Here is a 16,844-nt window from a genome sequence, read left to right on the forward strand (position 1 = left end):
AGGATCAGCAATCCCGATTTCCGGGAGAGGCCGGCGGCCGGGAGCAGGGCTGCGCTCCGAGCACAGCCTGACCGGAACCTTAATGGCTTCATGAAGTTATCGGGACGCGGGGCGCAATCTCTCGCTGTCATCGTCGTTGGCGCGAGCTGATGCCGGGAGATTGCCTGAAGCGAAATTTGGTGAAACGAGCAATTTGTCGGGGGAAGTCAGATGACAACGACGGCCGGGGCGAACTCGACCGATCGCAATGCCGTCCTGGCTGCACTTGGCGACTACATCCGGGAGATCGCCAATCCTGACGACCTCGCTTACGCCGCGGCAGAGCTGCTCGGCCGTAGTCTGAAGGTCAGCCGCGCCGGCTACGGCACCGTCGATACATCCGCCGAGACCATCACCATCGCTCGTGACTGGAATGCGCCGGGCATTTTGAGCCTGGCTGGCGTCCTGCACTTTCGTGACTATGGCGACTACATCGAAGATCTGAAGCGCGGCGAGACCGTCATTTGCGCCGATGCGGAGAAGGATCCCCGCGTCGGCGACCGCGCCTCCGCGCTCGAAGCGATTTCCGCGCGTGCGCTCGTCAACATGCCGATCTCCGAGCCCGACGGCGTCGTCGCGCTGCTCTACCTCAACAACGCAACGCCGCGCGCATGGAGCACCGAGGAGCTCGAGCTCATCCACGACGTTGCCGAGCGCACGCGCACCGCCGTCGAGCGCCGACGTGCCGAGGCGGCCGTGCGGGAGAACGAGAGCCGTCTGCTTTTCCTGGATGCGCTCAGCAAGGAGACGGCCAGGACCCGCGATGCCGACGGCGTGATGGCGGTGACGACGAGGATGGTCGGCGAGCATCTCGGCGTCTCCAACTGCGCCTATGCCGACATGGATCCCGATCAGGACGGCTTCACGATCCGCGGAGATTGGGCGGCCCCGGGGGCGATGCATATCCTCGGCCATTACAGCCTGGCGGATTTCGGCGAGAAGGCGGTGCGAGAGCTTGGCGCCGGCAGGCCTCTCGTCATCAACGACAATCTGAAGGAGATCGCGCCACAGGAGGCTGCCGCCTTTCAGAGCATCGGAATAGGGGCGACGATTTGCATGCCCCTCGTCAAGGAAGGGCAGCTCACGGCCTTGATGGCCATTCATCACCGCAGCCCGCACCGGTGGACGCCGCGCGAACTGGCGTTGCTCACGGAGGTCACGGAGAGATCGTGGGCCCATATCGAGCGCGTTCGATCCGAGCAGGCCGCACGCAACGCTGCCGAGCGCCTGAGTCTTGCGAACAAGGCGGCCGGCATCGGCACCTGGGATTACGACCCGGTCAACGACGTTCTCGGTTGGGACAACCGCTGCAAGGAGGTGTTCGGCTTGTCGCCGGACGCGGCAGTGAGCTACGAAGGGTCGTTCCTGAAGGGCATCCATCCGGACGACAGGCAGCGCGCCCACGAGGTCGTGTCCGCGGCCCTGAGGCCGGACTCTCCGCAAAGCTACAACATCGAATACCGAACCATCGGCATCGAGGATGGTATCGAACGCTGGGTTGCGGCGACGGGCGAGGCCATCTTTTCGGATGGAGAAGCTGTTCGCTTCATCGGGACGGTGCTGGATATTTCGGCGCAGAAGAAGACCGAGCGGCAACTCAGGATATTGAACGATACCGGCGCGTCGGTCGCTCGCCAGCGCGACCTCGAGACGATCGTGCAGATCGTGACGGATGCAGGCGTCGAGCTGACGGGCGCCCAGTTCGGAGCGTTCTTCTACAACGTTCTGGCCGCGGACGGCGGCAGCTACATGCTCTATTCGCTGTCGGGCGTGCCGCGATCCGCCTTCGAGAATTTCCCCATGCCGCGCAATACCGCGGTGTTCGAGCCGACGTTCAAGGGCACAGGCGTGGTGAGGTCCGACGACATCCTGCAGGACCCGCGTTATGGCAAGAACACCCCGCGCAAAGGCATGCCGGAGGGACATCTTCCGGTCCGATCCTACCTCGCGGTCCCCGTCATCTCGCGAACCGGGGAAGTTCTCGGCGGGCTCTTCTTCGGCCATGCGGAGACGGGCAAATTCCAGGTCGAGCACGAGACGGCATTGCTCGGGATCGCCGGCCACGCCGCCAGCGCAATCGATAATGGCCGCCTCCTGACCCGGCTCGAGGCGCTCAATGCCGAGTTGGAGCAACGCGTCGCTGACGAAATCGCCGAGCGCATGAAGGCCGAAGAGCAACTGCGGCAATCCCAGAAGATGGAAGCCGTGGGTCAGTTGACCGGAGGTATCGCCCACGACTTCAACAATATGCTGGCCGTGATCCTCGGCAGCCTGAATCTCGCCAAGCGACGGCTCGGCAAGGGCGAGGTCAACATCGACCGCTTCATCGAGGGCGCGATCGATGGCGCAAATCGCGCCGCCACCTTGACGCAGAGGCTGCTCGCGTTCTCGCGCCAGCAGCCTTTGGCGCCTGAGGTCGTGGACATCAACAAGATGGTCAGGGGCATGAGCGAGCTGCTGGAGCGGTCGCTCGGCGAGCTGGTCCGCCTCGAGACGGTCCTGGCGGCCGGCCTTTGGCGCGTCAAGGCAGACCCGGCCCAGCTGGAAAGCGCGGTGATCAACCTTGCGGTCAACGCCCGCGATGCGATGCCGAAAGGGGGCCGGCTGACGATCGAGAGCAGCAACGCCTCGATCGACCAGAAATATGCGCGCGAATACGCATTGTCGCCCGGACAATATGTTCTCGTCGCCGTGACGGACAACGGCACCGGAATTCCGGCCGACGTGCTGGGAAAAGTGTTCGATCCGTTCTTCACGACCAAGGTCGTGGGCAAGGGCACCGGCCTCGGCCTCAGCCAAGTCTACGGCTTCGTCCGGCAGTCGGGGGGCCACGTCAAGATCTACTCGGAGATCGACGTCGGCACGACGGTGAAAATCTATCTTCCGCGTTTCGCGGGCGAGGAGCTAGCTTCGGCTTCGCCGCAGGGCATGACACATCCCGGTGCGAGTCTTCAGAGCGAGACCATCCTCGTCGTCGAGGACGACGAGAGGGTCCGCAGCATCTCTTCCGAAAGCCTGCGCGAGCTCGGCTATACCGTGATCGAAGCCGCGAGCGCCAGGGAGGCGATCCGGACGATCGAGGATGGTCTCGTGCCGGATTTGCTGTTTACCGACGTCGTCATGCCCGACATGACCGGCGCCGAGCTTGCAGCCGTGCTGTCGAAACGATACCCGGAGCTGAAGGTGCTGTTCACCACCGGCTATACGCGCAACGCCATCGTCCACAACGGCATGCTCGACGCCGGCAAGCATCTGCTCTCCAAGCCCTTTGCGATCGAGGATCTGGCCGCCAAGGTTCGCAATCTGCTCGACGAGGGTTGAAACGTATCGGGCGCCGAGATCTTTGCGGTTTGCACGCGGGCTCCACAAGCGCTATGCCCCGGCTTTCGTAGAGAGCCCCGATATGACGATTTCCGACGACAACGACCTGACGCGCCTGAAAGAGGTCGGGCGCATCGTCGCCAATGCGCTGGAGGCGATGGGGAAGGCGCTCGAGCCGGGCATGACCACCTCCGAGCTCGACCAGATCGGGCGAAAGCTCCTGGAGGCCGCCGGGGCGCGTTCGGCCCCGGAGCTGGCTTACGATTTTCCCGGCGCGACCTGCATCAGCGTGAACGAGGAGATCGCTCACGGCATCCCCGGCGAGCGGCGGATCGCGCGCGGCGACCTCGTCAACATCGACGTGTCCGCCGAGAAGAACGGCTTCTTCGCCGATACCGGCGCCTCGTTTGCCGTTCCGCCCGTTGCCCGGGCCATCGAACGTCTCTGCCGTGACGGCCGGCGGGCGATGTGGACCGGCCTGAAGCAGGTCGGCGCCGGCAAGCCGATTGCCGGGATCGGCCAGGCGATCGGGACCTTCGCGCGGAAGAACGGCTACAGCCTGGTCAGGAATCTCGCCAGCCACGGCGTCGGCCTGTCGCTCCATGAGGAGCCGACGGAGATCGCAACCTGGCCCGATCGCTCCGAGCGCCGCATCATGACAGATGGCCTGGTCTTCACCGTCGAGCCGTTCCTCTCCATGGGCGCGGAGTGGGCGGAGAATGGCGATGATGCGTGGACGCTCTACAGCAGTCCCGAGGCGCCGACCGTGCAGTACGAACACACCGTGATCGCCACGCGCAACGGACCTTTGATCGTGACGTTGGCCGGGTAGGGCCGGGTAAGGGTCACGTCAAGCGGTCGATGATCCCAAGGAGCCGCTCGCAGGACGCCTCGATCTTCTTGAGCGGAGACGTCGCGATGCCCAGCAACAGTCCTGGGCACGCCGAAGCGGTCGGAGCGTACCAAAGCGATAGCGGCGTCGGCGCCAGTCCGAACGACGCTGCGTCCCGGGCGATAGCGAGGTCGGGTGCTCCGTCCGGCAATCGCAACACCGCGGCCAGACCGGCAATCGCAACCTTCGCAGGGCGCGTGCGGAGCTGTTTCAGCAACGCATCGCCTTGCGCGGTGTAGGCGCGTTTCGTGCGCCGCAGATGCCGAAGATAGTGGCCGTCGCGCATGAAGTCGGCCGTAGCCAGCTGCACCGCGGGTCCCGGTGCCGGCGCGAGGCAAGCCGCAGTCTCTGCAAATCGCGACGCAAGAGCCGCCGGTGCAACGACGAAGCCCAGCCGCAAGGCCGGGCTTATGGTCTTGCTGAAGGAGCCGATGTGGATGACGCGGCCGGTGCGGTCGAGCGAGGCGAGCGCCGGCGTGGCGCGGCCCTTGAGCTGCAGTTCGCTGAGATAGTCATCCTCGATCACCCATGCCTTGTTCTGGGTCGCCCATTCGAGCAGCCGTGAGCGGCGTGCCAGTGACAGCGTGGATCCGAGCGGCGCCTGTTGCCCCGGCGTCACGACAACCAGCGCGGCGTCGGGGGCATGTTTCACGCCGAAATCGACGTCGATGCCGTCGGCATCGACCGCAATCGGTACGATGGACAATCCCGCGAGTTCGAGACCGTGCCGGGTGAAAGGAAAGCCGGGGTTCTCCATCCAGACTTTCTTCTTCAGCCCGAGGCAGAGGACACGGAGCGCGAGGCCGAGGCCGCCACTAAAGCCGTTGGTGATGATGATTTGGGACGGTGCGCATTCTATTCCTCGGGCCAGCGCAAGGTAGGCCGCGATCTCACGTCGCAGGTCCAGCTCGCCGCGCGGATCCGGGTAGATCGCGGGTGCGCTCGTTTCGGCGCGAACCGCTCTTACCCGCATTCGCGCCAGCAATTTCGCAGGAAAAGTTTCCTGCGACGGCACGCCCATCTGGAAGATCGCCGGTCCGGCCGTGAACTCCTGGTACATCTCCATGAACGAGCCGGGGTCGGGTGCCTTGTCCGGCCGCACCGGGAAGGACCGCCGGTCGGCGACATGCGTGCCGGTCGCACGGGCCGCGACGATCATTTGGTCGGATGAGAGCTTCTCATAGGCTGAGCGCACGGTGCCGCGCGCGACGCCAAGCTGAGCCGCCAGATCCTGCCATGAGGGCAGGCGTGCGCCCGGGGCGAGCACGCCGCTCTCGATGGCGGCCCTGATCCCTCTATGGATCTGCTCCGCAAGCGGCGTCTTGGCAGACCGATCGAGCTCCAGGCGCAGCGGCTTCGTCATTCCCGATGGTACAAGATTTTTGTGCGTTTTTGGTACTTTTTTGTGAACCAGGCGAGGAGCATCTGAGGGAGTAGGAGGGCTTTGATCGCCCCGATCATCAGGGAGTCGTCGGATGAGTGAACGTCTCAACTACAACCACATCGCACCGGCCGGCGCGAAGGCGCTCGGCGGAGTCTACGGCTATGTCACGCAGAGTGGGTTGCCTGGAACGCTGGTCACGCTCGTTTACCTGCGCATTTCGCAGATCAACAACTGTGCCTATTGCCTCGACCTGCATACGCGCGATCTGCTGAAGAGCGGCGTTAAGGTCGAAAAGCTCGCGCTGTTGCAGGCATGGGACGAGGCCGGCAATCTCTTCGACGAACGCGAGCGCGCAGCCCTTGCATGGGCCGAGACGGTCACCCGTGTTGCCGAGACCAACGTTCCGGATGAAGCCTATCAAGCCGCCCGCAACGTCTTCAGCGAGCGCGAACTCGTCGATCTCACAATCGCAATCAGCCTGATGAATGCGTATAATCGCATGTCGATCAGCTTCCGAAATACGCCTCACGCGGCGCTCGAGAAGGCCGCCTGATGGCTCACGCGGCATCAACTGGACGCAGGGCAGGAGCTTGACGATGACGAGCGTGATTTCCGGTGTCAGAATTCCCGACAGCCAGCTGGCGCGCGAGGCGGCCGAGCTGGTGCGCAGCTACGAAGACGAGATGCTGTTCAATCATTCCGTCCGCGTCTACGTGTTCGGCGCGATCAAGGGGCTGCGCCAGAAGCTGAAATTCGATGCCGAGCTGCTCTATGTCGCGGCGTTGTTCCACGATCTCGGTCTGGTCGATCATTTCCATTCGCAGACGAAGCGGTTTGAGGTCGACGGCGCCGACGCTGCGCGTGACTTCTTGCGGGCGCGCGGCATCGCCGAGCCGCAAGCCGATCTGGTGTGGGAAGCGATCGCACTACACACCACGCCCGGCATTCCGCAATTCATGCGGCCGGAAATCGCGCTCACCAATGCGGGCGTCCTGGTGGACGTTGTGGGCGTCGGGTTCGACGACTATACCCCGGAACAGCGCGATCAGGTGATCTCGGCGTTTCCGCGCGGTGATTTCAAGAACGAGTTCCTGAAGGTGCAGACCTGTTCGGCGCTGAAGAAGCCGCAGACGACGTTCGGGACGGTGAATTTCGACTACATCGAGGATCACGATCCCGGCTTCCGCAAGCCGAATGCGTGCACGCGCATCCGCAACACGCCCTGGCAAAGCTGAAACGACGGCGTCCGGCGCAGATCGTCATGCCACGCGATCCCTGGCGGAATTCGCGCGGCGATGATCCGGTGCCAGCGGCGGCGCTTGCGCCAGCGAGGCAGCATCGCTGCGCGAAGCGTGCGCGATCGGTGCGGACCGGCTGTCGCGCCAGGCAACGATCCAGATCAGGAATCCGAGCAGCGCCAGCGCGGCGCCGACGGGACCGGTGGAGGTCCAGCCCAGCCCTTCGCGGATGGCGAGGCCGCCGAGGAACGGTCCGAGCGCATTGGCGGTGTTGAAGGCCGAATGGTTCAGCGCGGCCGCGAGCGCCTGTGCCTCTCCCGCAACGTCCATCAGCCGAGTCTGCAGGATGGCGCCGAGCGAGACGCTGGCGCCGATGGCGAAGACGTCGGCCGCAAGCAGCCATGGATTGCCCGCGACGAGCGGGAACAGCAGCAGTGCGACGGCCGCGAACAGCAGGATGAGGCCCGCCGTCGGCATCAAGGCGCGGTCGGCAAAGCGCGGCACGAACAGATTGCCGAGCGTCGCGCCGATGCCGAATACGGCCAGGAAGAACGGGATGACGGCGGTGCTGACCTTGGTCACCTCGATCAAGGTCGTCGCAAGATAGGTATAGACCGCGAACATGCCGCCGAAGCCGACGGCGCCGATCGCCAGCGTGATCCAGACGCGGCCGCTCCTGAGCGCGCCGAGCTCGCGCAGCGGATCGGACCTGCCGGCCTGGTCCCGCGGCGCGAACAGCGCGCAGAGCACGATCGTGAGCAACGCCAGCACCGAGACGAGGCCAAAGCTGGCGCGCCAGCCGACGGCCTGTCCGATCAGATTGGCGAGCGGCACGCCGATGATGGTGGCGGAGGTCAGGCCGAGCATCACCTGGCCGACGGCCTGCGAACGACGATGCTGGGGAACCAGCGAGGCTGCGACGAGCGCGGCAATGCCGAAATAAGCGCCGTGCGGCAGGCCGGAGAGAAAGCGGGCCGCGATCATCGCGCCATAGCCGGGTGCGAGCGCGGTCAGCGCATTGCCGAGCGCGAACACGGCCATCAAGGCCAACAGCTGCGTGCGCCGCGCGAACCGCGCGCCAAGCACGGCAATCAGCGGCGCGCCCAGCACGACGCCGAGCGCGTAGGCGCTGATCGCGTGGCCTGCGGTCGGCTCGTCGATGCCGAGATCGGCGGCGAAGAACGGCAACAAGCTCATCGATGCGAATTCGGTGGTTCCGATCGCAAAGCCGCCCATTGCGAGCGAGACGAGAACGATGGCGAGGTGAGGGGGCGCGGAAGCCGATGTCGCGTGGCGCGAGGTCGCTTGAGGCGAAGTCGTCATGAGTCCTGCATTGGTGGCGTCGACGGAACCAACCCAGCGAACGTCGCCACCCCTGCAAGCTTTGTCCGTCGTACTTAAACCTGGATCAGACCGCGTCAACACCCGAGCACCGCCGAAGAGCCGGCTGCATATCAGCGTCCCACGTGTACGGGCCCTCGGTCGGCCGGCCTCGAACGGCGAGCGGGCTTCTTGGGCGGGAAGTACGGGTTCACCACGCAGCTCGCCGAGCGTCCGACGGCGAGATATCTGCACTGCTCGAGCGAGCTGTAGCGGCAGTCGAAATAGCCGACGGGGCCGTAGATCTGCATGCACACGGGATAGCTCGGATCATAGGTCTGCGCGCGCGCAGAGCCGCCCGCGAGGAGCAGGCCGGCCGCGACGAGTGCGAGGCGGGCGCTGTGCATCTCAGCGCGGCAGGTAGTAGCCCGGCGCCAGCGTGCGCGGACGATTTTGATATGCGTAGGGATCGTCGCTCTGCCCGACGAAATAGGGATTGGCGATGCAAGTGAGTGCGCGACCGGACGCGCTGGCCTGACACTGCGCGTAGGTGTCGAACCTGCAATTGCTCAGCCCCGGCCATTCATCGCCAGTGAGGCAGAAGGGATGGCTCTTGCCGAATGCGCGCGCCGGCGTGCTCGCAGTTGACGCGAGTGCAAATGTGATCAATGCGAGCGAAAGTGTGGCGACAATGGGACGAGTAACGCGACCGCGCATTTCAATTCTCCAATCACGTGAATGTGCGCGCGACGTTGTTACGCGCGCATGCAGTTTATGTCCTGTAGTCGACATTGGAACTACAGAAAACACTTGTTTCAAAGGGTTTCCAGCGCACGCTGAAAAATCTTCATTCATGAAGCGTGGGCCTTTGGAGCCAACTGTTGCGCCGTGGTTACAGCAATTCCGTCGATCGCTGTTATGACCACTGCACGGCCAGGGGGCCTAACGACGAAACTGGAACGGGACTCAAATGAAGAAGAATTTGTTGCTTGCTGCTGTGAGCCTCGTCGCGCTCAGCGCGACCGCGCCGGCGCTGGCTGCTGACCTCGCAGCACGGCCCTACACCAAGGCGCCCGCGATGGTCGCCGCGATCTACGACTGGAGCGGCTTCTACATCGGTATCAACGGCGGCGGCGGTTCGTCGCACGCGAAGTGGGATCTGGTGGGCTTCGGCCGTGACGGTTCCCACGATGCAACCGGCGGCACGGTCGGTGGCCAGATCGGCTATCGCTGGCAGTCCGGTCAGTTCGTGTTCGGCGTGGAAGGCCAGGGCAACTGGGCCGACTTCTCGGGCAGCCATGTCGGCGCGATCTCCGGCTTCACCAACAGCACCAAGATCGATTCGTTCGGTCTGATCACCGGCCAGGTCGGTTACGCCTGGAACAACGTGCTGCTCTACGTCAAGGGCGGTGCGGCTGTGGTCGGCACCAAGTACGATGCCTCGCTCGCCGGCGTGTCGCTGGCATCGGCCAACGACACCCGTTGGGGTGGCACCGTCGGCGCGGGCCTCGAGTTCGGTTTCGCCCCGAACTGGTCGGTTGGCGCCGAATACAACCACATCTTCCTCGGTGGCAACGACCGCAACCTGACCGGCCCCGCCGGTGTTCTGGCGGTCAACGTCAAGCAGGACGTCGACATGGGTCTCGTCCGCCTGAACTACAAGTTCGGCGGCCCGATGCTCGGCCGTTACTGAGACTGATCGCTCTCTTCGGAGCGGTCCTCGAAAAGCCCCGGCTTAGGCCGGGGCTTTTTTTATTGTTTGAATTCAGCAAGTTAACCATTTGATTTTCGAGCGGCCGAGATCGCTTGACTCCGAAGAACGAAATGAGAACAATGTTCTTCATACGTTCTAGTGATGGAGCAAGCCATGTTCAGGATTTTCGTGGAAGAAGCCGCCGCACTCGCCTCGATCGCGCTGTTCGTCGGGATGGTCGCGATCTGGGCCCAGGTCATACCGCAGCTCTGATTCCTGCTGGCCGCGACAGCCCGGGCTGGGGAAAAGCGGGACGACGCCGCGGATCGGCCGGTCCGGCGTGGACTCTCTGGCTGCGACGCCCCACCATTGCGAGGCGAGTCGGCAAACGAGGGCAGATGGCGAGTGCATGATGCCCTGAGGAGCCGGCGACCGCTCCATCCCATCTGCAAGAGGCCGTCACGCGACCATGCCGAGCGCCGGATTTGTTCACCTTCACGTTCACTCGGCCTATTCGCTGCTCAAGGGCTCGATCAAGATCGCCAAGCTTGCCGAGCTTGCGAAGAAGGACCATCAGCCGGCACTGGCGCTGACCGACACCGACAATCTGTTCGGTGCGCTGGAATTCTCCGACAAGATGGCTGGTTCCGGCATCCAGCCGATCGTCGGCTGCGAGCTGGCGATCGATTTCGGCGACCAGGACCCGAATGCGCGCAACGCGATGGGGCCCTCGCGCGTGGTGCTGCTGGCCGCGCAGGAGCGCGGCTATCGCAGCCTGATGCGGCTGAACTCGCGCGCGTTCCTCGAATCGCCCGATAGCCATTCCCCGTTCATCAAGTTCGACTGGCTCGAGGGCCAGAGCGAGGGACTGATCGCGCTGACGGGCGGACCGGACGGGCCGATCTCGCTGGCGCTGGCCGGCGGCATGACGGAACTCGCCGGCGTGCGATGCGAGCGTCTCGCCGCCTTGTTCGGCGATCGCCTCTACGTTGAATTGCAGCGCCACAATATCGACAAGGAGCGGCGCGTCGAAAGCGGCCTGATCGATATCGCCTACGCCAAGGGCCTGCCGCTGGTTGCGACCAACGAGCCGTATTTCGCCGCGACCGACGATTACGAAGCGCATGATGCGCTGCTGTGCATCGCCGGCGGGCGACTGATCGCGGAGACCGAGCGCGAGCAGCTCACGCCCGATCATCGTTTCAAGACGCGCGCCGAGATGGCACTGCTGTTCGCCGACATTCCGGAGGCGCTGGCCTCCACGGTCGAGATCGCCGAGCGCTGCTCGTTCCGGCCGATGACGCGCAAGCCGATCCTGCCGTTCTTCACGGTCGGCGCCGCGCAGAGCTCGGACGCCGCCTCGGTCGAGGCCGCCGAGCTGAAGCGCCAGGCGGAGGAGGGGCTCGCCAACCGCCTGCGCGTCCACGGCCTGTCGCAGGGCACCACCGAGGAGGACTACGACAAGCGCCTGGCGTTCGAGCTCGACGTCATCATGCGCATGAAATACGCGGGCTACTTCCTGATCGTGTCCGACTTCATCAAATGGGCGAAGAGCCAGGGTATTCCGGTCGGGCCGGGCCGCGGCTCCGGTGCAGGTTCGCTGGTCGCCTGGGCGCTGACCATCACCGACCTCGATCCGATCAAGTTCGGCCTGCTGTTCGAGCGCTTCCTCAACCCCGAGCGCGTCTCGATGCCGGACTTCGACATCGACTTCTGCCAGGACCGCCGCGGCGAGGTGATCAGGTACGTGCAGGAGCGTTACGGCCGCGACCAGGTCGCGCAGATCATCACCTTCGGTACGCTGCAGGCGCGCGGCGTGCTGCGCGACGTCGGCCGCGTGCTGCAGATGCCCTACGGCCAGGTCGACAAGCTGACCAAGCTCGTGCCGCAGAATCCGGCCGCACCCGTCACGCTCGCCGCCGCGATCGAGAGCGAGCCAAAGCTCCAGGCATTCCGCGACGAAGATCCGATCGTGGCGCGCGCCTTCGACATCGCCCAGCGTCTCGAAGGCCTGACGCGGCACGCCTCGACCCATGCGGCCGGCATCGTGATCGGCGATCGTCCCTTAAGCGAGCTCGTGCCGCTCTACCGCGATCCGAAGTCGGACATGCCGGTGACCCAGTTCAACATGAAATGGGTCGAGCCGGCCGGCCTCGTGAAGTTCGACTTCCTCGGCCTGAAGACGCTGACCGTGCTCGACGTTGCCTGCAAGCTGCTCAAGCCGCGCAACATCGACGTCGATCTCGCCACGCTGCCGATCGACGATGCCGAGAGCTACCAGATGCTGGCGCGCGGCGAGGTGGTCGGCGTGTTCCAGGTTGAAAGCCAGGGCATGCGGCGCGCGCTGGTCGACATGCGCCCCGACCGGTTCGAGGACATCATCGCGCTGGTGGCGTTGTATCGCCCGGGCCCGATGGCGAACATCCCGACCTATTGCGCGCGCAAGCACGGCGACGAGGAGCCGGAATATCTGCATCCCGTGCTGGAGCCGATCCTGAAGGAGACCTTCGGCGTCATCATCTACCAGGAACAGGTGATGCAGATCGCGCAGGTGATGTCGGGCTATTCGCTCGGCGACGCCGACCTCTTGCGTCGCGCCATGGGCAAGAAGATCCGCGCCGAGATGGACAAGCAGCGCGACATCTTCGTCGCAGGCGCGGTGAAGAACGGCGTGCCGAAGGGACAGGCCGAGACCATCTTCGAATTGCTGGCGAAGTTCGCCGACTACGGCTTCAACAAGAGCCACGCGGCGGCCTATGCGCTGGTGTCCTATCACACCGCCTACATGAAGGCGCATTATCCGGTGGAGTTCATCGCGGCGTCGATGACGCTCGATCTGAACAACACCGACAAGCTCTCCGAATTCCGCTCCGAGGCGCAGCGCCTCGGCATCAAGGTCGAGCCGCCGAACATCAACCGTTCCGGCGCGACCTTCGAAGTCGGCGAAAGGACGATCTACTACGCGCTCGCAGCGCTCAAGGGTGTCGGCATCCAGGCGATCGAGCAGATCATCGAGGAGCGTACCAAGCGCGGATTGTTCACCTCGCTCGCCGACTTCGCCGCGCGGGTCAATCCGCGCGCGATCAACAAGCGCATCATCGAAAGTCTCGCCGCTGCCGGCGCCTTCGACACGCTGGAGCCGAACCGCGCCCGCGTCTTCGCCGGCGCGGATTCGATCCTCGCCGCCTGCCAGCGCGCGCATCAGGCCGAGACTATCGGCCAGAACGACATGTTCGGCATGTCGGCGGACGCACCGACCATCATGCTGCCGCAGATCGAGCCGTGGCTGCCGGCCGAAAAGCTCCGCCGCGAATACGACGCCGTCGGCTTCTTCCTGTCGGGCCATCCGCTCGACGACTACGCCACCGTGCTGAAGCGGCTGCGGGTGCAGAGCTGGGCGGAATTCTCGCGTGCGGTGAAGACCGGCGCAACCGCCGGCAAGGTCGCGGCCACCGTGGTCTCGCGCATGGAGCGGCGCACCAAGACCGGCAACAAGATGGGCATCATGGGGCTCTCCGATCCCACCGGCCATTTCGAGGCGGTGCTGTTCTCCGAGGGCCTTGCGCAATATCGCGACGTGCTCGAGCCGGGCGCGGCCGTGCTGCTGCAATTGGGCGCTGAGCTGCAGGGCGAGGACGTCCGCGCCCGCGTGCTGCATGCCGAGCCGCTCGACGATGCCGCCGCCAAGACGCAGAAGGGGCTGCGCATCTTCGTGCGCGACACCAAGCCGCTGGACTCGATCGCCAAGCGTTTGGCCGGGCCCGACATGGCGGCGTCGAACGGCGCCGCGCCAAAAGTCGGCAGTCCCGGTATCGCGCCGCGCGGGAGCGGCGACGGCGAGGTCTCGCTGGTGATGATGCTCGACCTCGAGACCGAGGTCGAGATGAAGCTGCCCGGCCGCTTCAAGGTCTCGCCGCAGATCGCCGGCGCGATCAAGGCGGTCGCGGGCGTGGTGGACGTGCAGCAACTCTGACGCTTGCGCGCACTGCCGCAAACCAAAGCTTAACTAATCAACTCACGCATGGTTTCGAAGTCTGCCGGGCACAGCTATCAGTTGTTGCCCGGCGCGCAACGAAGGAAGACCAACCATGTGTGACAAATGCTCTGAAAATCCGCATCAACCGCTTGCTCCCTCCCGCCGCTCGATGATGCTTCTTGCCGCCTCCGCGCTCGGGGCGGCAGCGTTCGGCGGGGCCGCATCGGCGAAGGAAGCCAAGGCACCGCCGAAACCCCAGAACGTGCTGTCGCCCGATGCGGCGCTCAAGCGGCTGATGGAGGGCAATTCACGTTACGTGTCGGGCGTGTCGCGCCGTCACGACTTCACGCATGAGCGCGAGGCATTGGTCGGCGGTCAGAATCCGTACGCGGCTGTTTTAAGCTGCGCCGATTCCCGCATCGCACCCGAATATGCCTTCGACAGCGGACGCGGCGATCTGTTCGTGTGCCGCGTCGCCGGAAATTTTGCCGGCGAAGAGACCATTGCGAGCATGGAGTACACCGTCGCGGTGCTCGGCACGCCCCTGATCCTCGTGCTCGGCCACGACAATTGCGGCGCCGTCGACGCCACGATCAAGTCGCTGAAGGACGACAAGCCGCTGCCGGGACACATCCCCTCGCTGGTCGCCGCGATTGCGCCTTCGGTGAAGACGGCGGCCGGGCAGAGCGGCAACGCGCTCGACAACGCCATTCGCCAGAACGTCATCGACAACGTGGCCAAGCTGAAAGCGGCGGCGCCGCTCCTCAACGCGGCAGTCGAGCAGGGCAAGCTCAAGGTGGTCGGCGGCATCTATCGGCTGAGCACGGGGACCGTCGAGTTGCTTGCGCAGGGCTGAGCCCGGTTTCGGGAGCACCAGAGCCAGGCGGCCGGCCTCTGCCCGTTGGAGGGCGGCCGCCAGGCGGGGACTTGAACGAGCCTCGCGCAGTTCTTAGGCTGCGCCGCGGTTGACGTCAGGCTGAGTTGGAGCTGACGCCGGCAGCGGCGTGGCCACGCCACCGCCTCAATCCGAGCCTTTCGTTCAATCGCCGTTCAGCTGGCTGCGCGCCTCATGCGTGGTGGCTCCTCAACTACAATAGCGGGCAAGCAAGCCATGCGTGGGACGTTCAGACTCTTCATTTGCCTAATCCTGCCGATCGTGGCCCTTACCGCCGGCGCGCCGAGCGGAGCGCGCGCGCAGCAGCAGGAGAAGCGCATCGCCCTCGTGGTCGGCAACGGCGCCTATGCCAAGTCGCCGCTGGCAACCACCGCGAACGATGCCGGACTGATCGCGCAGACGCTGCAGGCGGCCGGCTTCGACGTCGTCGGCGCGCGTGATCTCGACGGCGACACGCTGCGCAAGAGCTTTCGCGACTTCATCCAGAAGGCCCAGGCCTCGGGCCCCGGCACCGTCGCGATGATCTATCTGGCCGGCTACGGCGTCCAGCTGGCGGGCGAGAACTATTTCATCCCGGTCGATTCCAACATCACCCGCGACACCGACATTCCGACCGAGGCCCTGCGGCTCAGCGACTACGCCCGCCAGCTCGCGTCGATTCCGCTCAAGGCCAACATCGTCGTGCTCGACGCGGCGCGCGCGCAGCCCTTCATCGAGGGCGGCCAGCCGATCGCGAGCGGCCTCGCCCTGGTCGAGCCCGAGCCGAACATGCTGGTCGCCTTCAACGCTGCGCCCGGCACGGTCGCGCCGGAAGAGCCGGGGCCGTACGGCATCTATGCGCAGTCGCTGGCGGAGATGATCCGCACCGGCGGCCTGCCGTTGCCCGAGGTGTTCGATCGCGTCCGCCTGCGCGTCAACGAGGCCAGCAAGGGCGCGCAGGTGCCCTGGAACGAGCAGAAAATCTCGGCACCGTTCTCGTTCTTCGAGCGCGGACCTGACGCGCCACCACCGGAGGCCGCGCCCGACCAGGTCGCCGCGCTCCGCAACAAGCCGATCCGCGATCTCGGCGTGCAGGATGCCTATGCTGCCGCGCTCGAGCGCGACACGCTGCCGGCCTATGAGGAGTTTCTCGCTGCCTATCCTGGCGATCCCCTGGCCAAGCGCGTGATGGCGATCGTGGCGGCGCGCCGCGAGGCCATCACCTGGCGGCGGACCTATCGCACCGACACGCCGGAAGCGTATTGGTCGTATCTGCGCCGCTATCCGCGCGGGCCGCACGCTGGCGACGCGCGCCGGCGTCTTGCGATCCTCACCGCGCCGCCGGAGCCGCCGCCTAGTTTTGCGATGATCGACTACGACGTGCCGCCGCCGCCGCCCCAGGAGGTGGTCTATGTCGATCGTCCGGTGCTGTATTTCAGCGATCCCGATTTCGGCTTCGCGCCGCCACCGCCGCCGCCGGTCTATTATCTGCCGCCGCCGCCGCCGGATTTCGTCGTGCTGCCGCCGCCGATGCCTGTCATCGGCCTGTTCGTGCTGCCGCAGCCGGTGTTCGTGCCGATCCCCGTGTTCGTCAGGCCGCCGGTCTATGTCGCGCCGCCGCCAAACAACATCATCTACCAGAACATCCACAACACGACGGTCATCAACACGGTGATCAACCGTCCGCCGGCGCCTGCGCCTGCACCCGCCGCGGGGCCGGGACCTGGTCAGGTCAATCTGGCGCCGGCTGTTGCCGGCCGTGCCAACCCGGCAGGCCCGGCCGTGCCGCAGGCGGTCGCGCAGCGCGCCGCGCTGATCCAGCAGGGCAAGGCGCCGATGCCGCCGAGCGCGACGATCCAACCGACGGCGAAGCCCGGCACGCTCCCGGGGACGATCCAGCCGTTGGCCAAGCCCGGCCCCCCGCCGACAACGTCGGCAGCCGTCGCGCCGACCGCAGCGCCGCCGGTCGCGCCACAGACCAAGCTGCCGCAGGCCAATACCTTGCCGGTCCCCGGTGCCCATGGTGGACCGCCGACGCCACCGGCGGGGGCAGGGACCCTGCCGGGCGGCAAGCCCGCGCCGGGGGCGACCGCTCCGACGGCGACTG

Annotated in this window: 12 protein-coding genes; 8 read left to right on the top strand and 4 right to left on the bottom strand. The window is 65.5% G+C overall.

Annotation, left to right across the window (positions count from 1 at the left end; translation table 11 throughout):
• Positions 1-210 precede the first annotated feature (210 nt).
• Together Q0743_RS30310 and map are read left to right on the top strand one after the other, a co-directional pair.
• Complete coding sequence (locus tag Q0743_RS30310) at positions 211-3,360, top strand: GAF domain-containing protein (RefSeq protein ID WP_298245102.1); 3,150 nt, start codon at positions 211-213, stop codon at positions 3,358-3,360.
• Between the two features lie 82 nt (positions 3,361-3,442).
• Entirely contained in the window at positions 3,443-4,192 is a 750-nt protein-coding gene (map, locus tag Q0743_RS30315; protein WP_298245103.1) for a type I methionyl aminopeptidase, read from the top strand.
• Positions 4,193-4,205: 13 nt separating this feature from the next.
• Here map and Q0743_RS30320 read toward each other — a convergent pair whose 3' ends face one another.
• Positions 4,206-5,615 (bottom strand): PLP-dependent aminotransferase family protein, encoded by a 1,410-nt coding sequence (locus tag Q0743_RS30320; protein ID WP_298245117.1) that lies wholly within the window; start codon positions 5,613-5,615, stop codon positions 4,206-4,208.
• 112 nt (positions 5,616-5,727) lie between these two features.
• Here Q0743_RS30320 and Q0743_RS30325 point away from each other — a divergent pair, with 112 nt between their 5' ends.
• Together Q0743_RS30325 and Q0743_RS30330 are read left to right on the top strand one after the other, a co-directional pair.
• Complete coding sequence (locus tag Q0743_RS30325) at positions 5,728-6,189, top strand: carboxymuconolactone decarboxylase family protein (protein WP_298245104.1); 462 nt, start codon at positions 5,728-5,730, stop codon at positions 6,187-6,189.
• A 43-nt stretch (positions 6,190-6,232) separates the two neighbouring features.
• Positions 6,233-6,871, top strand: coding sequence for an HD domain-containing protein (locus Q0743_RS30330; protein WP_298245105.1), 639 nt, complete (start codon positions 6,233-6,235; stop codon positions 6,869-6,871).
• 24 nt (positions 6,872-6,895) lie between these two features.
• Here Q0743_RS30330 and Q0743_RS30335 read toward each other — a convergent pair whose 3' ends face one another.
• The 3 genes from Q0743_RS30335 to Q0743_RS30345 form a co-directional block, all read right to left on the bottom strand.
• Positions 6,896-8,197 (bottom strand): MFS transporter, encoded by a 1,302-nt coding sequence (locus Q0743_RS30335; protein ID WP_298245106.1) that lies wholly within the window; start codon positions 8,195-8,197, stop codon positions 6,896-6,898.
• A gap of 131 nt (positions 8,198-8,328) precedes the next feature.
• Positions 8,329-8,601 carry a DUF3551 domain-containing protein gene (locus tag Q0743_RS30340; protein WP_298245107.1) on the bottom strand — a complete coding sequence of 91 codons (273 nt, stop codon included), beginning with the start codon at positions 8,599-8,601 and terminating at the stop codon, positions 8,329-8,331.
• Position 8,602: 1 nt separating this feature from the next.
• Positions 8,603-8,911, bottom strand: coding sequence for a DUF3551 domain-containing protein (locus Q0743_RS30345; protein ID WP_298245108.1), 309 nt, complete (start codon positions 8,909-8,911; stop codon positions 8,603-8,605).
• A gap of 253 nt (positions 8,912-9,164) precedes the next feature.
• On the opposite strand from Q0743_RS30345, the gene Q0743_RS30350 reads away from it, so the two are divergent.
• The 4 genes from Q0743_RS30350 to Q0743_RS30365 form a co-directional block, all read left to right on the top strand.
• Positions 9,165-9,887, top strand: a complete 723-nt coding sequence (locus Q0743_RS30350; RefSeq protein ID WP_298245109.1) for an outer membrane beta-barrel protein — start codon at positions 9,165-9,167, stop codon at positions 9,885-9,887.
• A 469-nt stretch (positions 9,888-10,356) separates the two neighbouring features.
• Entirely contained in the window at positions 10,357-13,860 is a 3,504-nt protein-coding gene (dnaE, locus tag Q0743_RS30355; protein WP_298245110.1) for a DNA polymerase III subunit alpha, read from the top strand.
• Between the two features lie 115 nt (positions 13,861-13,975).
• Positions 13,976-14,719: a carbonic anhydrase gene (locus tag Q0743_RS30360; protein ID WP_298245111.1), complete on the top strand. Its 744-nt coding sequence runs from the start codon at positions 13,976-13,978 to the stop codon at positions 14,717-14,719.
• 255 nt (positions 14,720-14,974) lie between these two features.
• Positions 14,975-16,844: caspase family protein (locus Q0743_RS30365; protein WP_298245112.1), on the top strand; the 1,870-nt coding region annotated here is incomplete at its 3' end.

Origin of the sequence: uncultured Bradyrhizobium sp. (assembly GCF_936943645.1) — a bacterium.
Lineage (GTDB): Bacteria > Pseudomonadota > Alphaproteobacteria > Rhizobiales > Xanthobacteraceae > Bradyrhizobium.

Excerpts from the sequence above, each read along its gene's own strand:
- Q0743_RS30330 (WP_298245105.1), top strand. The coding sequence starts at position 6,233 with ATGACGAGCGTGATTTCCGGTGTCAGAATTCCCGACAGCCAGCTGGCG.
- Q0743_RS30345 (WP_298245108.1), bottom strand. The coding sequence starts at position 8,911 with ATGCGCGGTCGCGTTACTCGTCCCATTGTCGCCACACTTTCGCTCGCA.
- Q0743_RS30325 (WP_298245104.1), top strand. The coding sequence starts at position 5,728 with ATGAGTGAACGTCTCAACTACAACCACATCGCACCGGCCGGCGCGAAG.
- Q0743_RS30310 (WP_298245102.1), top strand. The coding sequence starts at position 211 with ATGACAACGACGGCCGGGGCGAACTCGACCGATCGCAATGCCGTCCTG.
- Q0743_RS30340 (WP_298245107.1), bottom strand. The coding sequence starts at position 8,601 with ATGCACAGCGCCCGCCTCGCACTCGTCGCGGCCGGCCTGCTCCTCGCG.
- Q0743_RS30350 (WP_298245109.1), top strand. The coding sequence starts at position 9,165 with ATGAAGAAGAATTTGTTGCTTGCTGCTGTGAGCCTCGTCGCGCTCAGC.
- Q0743_RS30360 (WP_298245111.1), top strand. The coding sequence starts at position 13,976 with ATGTGTGACAAATGCTCTGAAAATCCGCATCAACCGCTTGCTCCCTCC.
- Q0743_RS30335 (WP_298245106.1), bottom strand. The coding sequence starts at position 8,197 with ATGACGACTTCGCCTCAAGCGACCTCGCGCCACGCGACATCGGCTTCC.
- Q0743_RS30320 (WP_298245117.1), bottom strand. The coding sequence starts at position 5,615 with ATGACGAAGCCGCTGCGCCTGGAGCTCGATCGGTCTGCCAAGACGCCG.
- dnaE (WP_298245110.1), top strand. The coding sequence starts at position 10,357 with ATGCCGAGCGCCGGATTTGTTCACCTTCACGTTCACTCGGCCTATTCG.
- map (WP_298245103.1), top strand. The coding sequence starts at position 3,443 with ATGACGATTTCCGACGACAACGACCTGACGCGCCTGAAAGAGGTCGGG.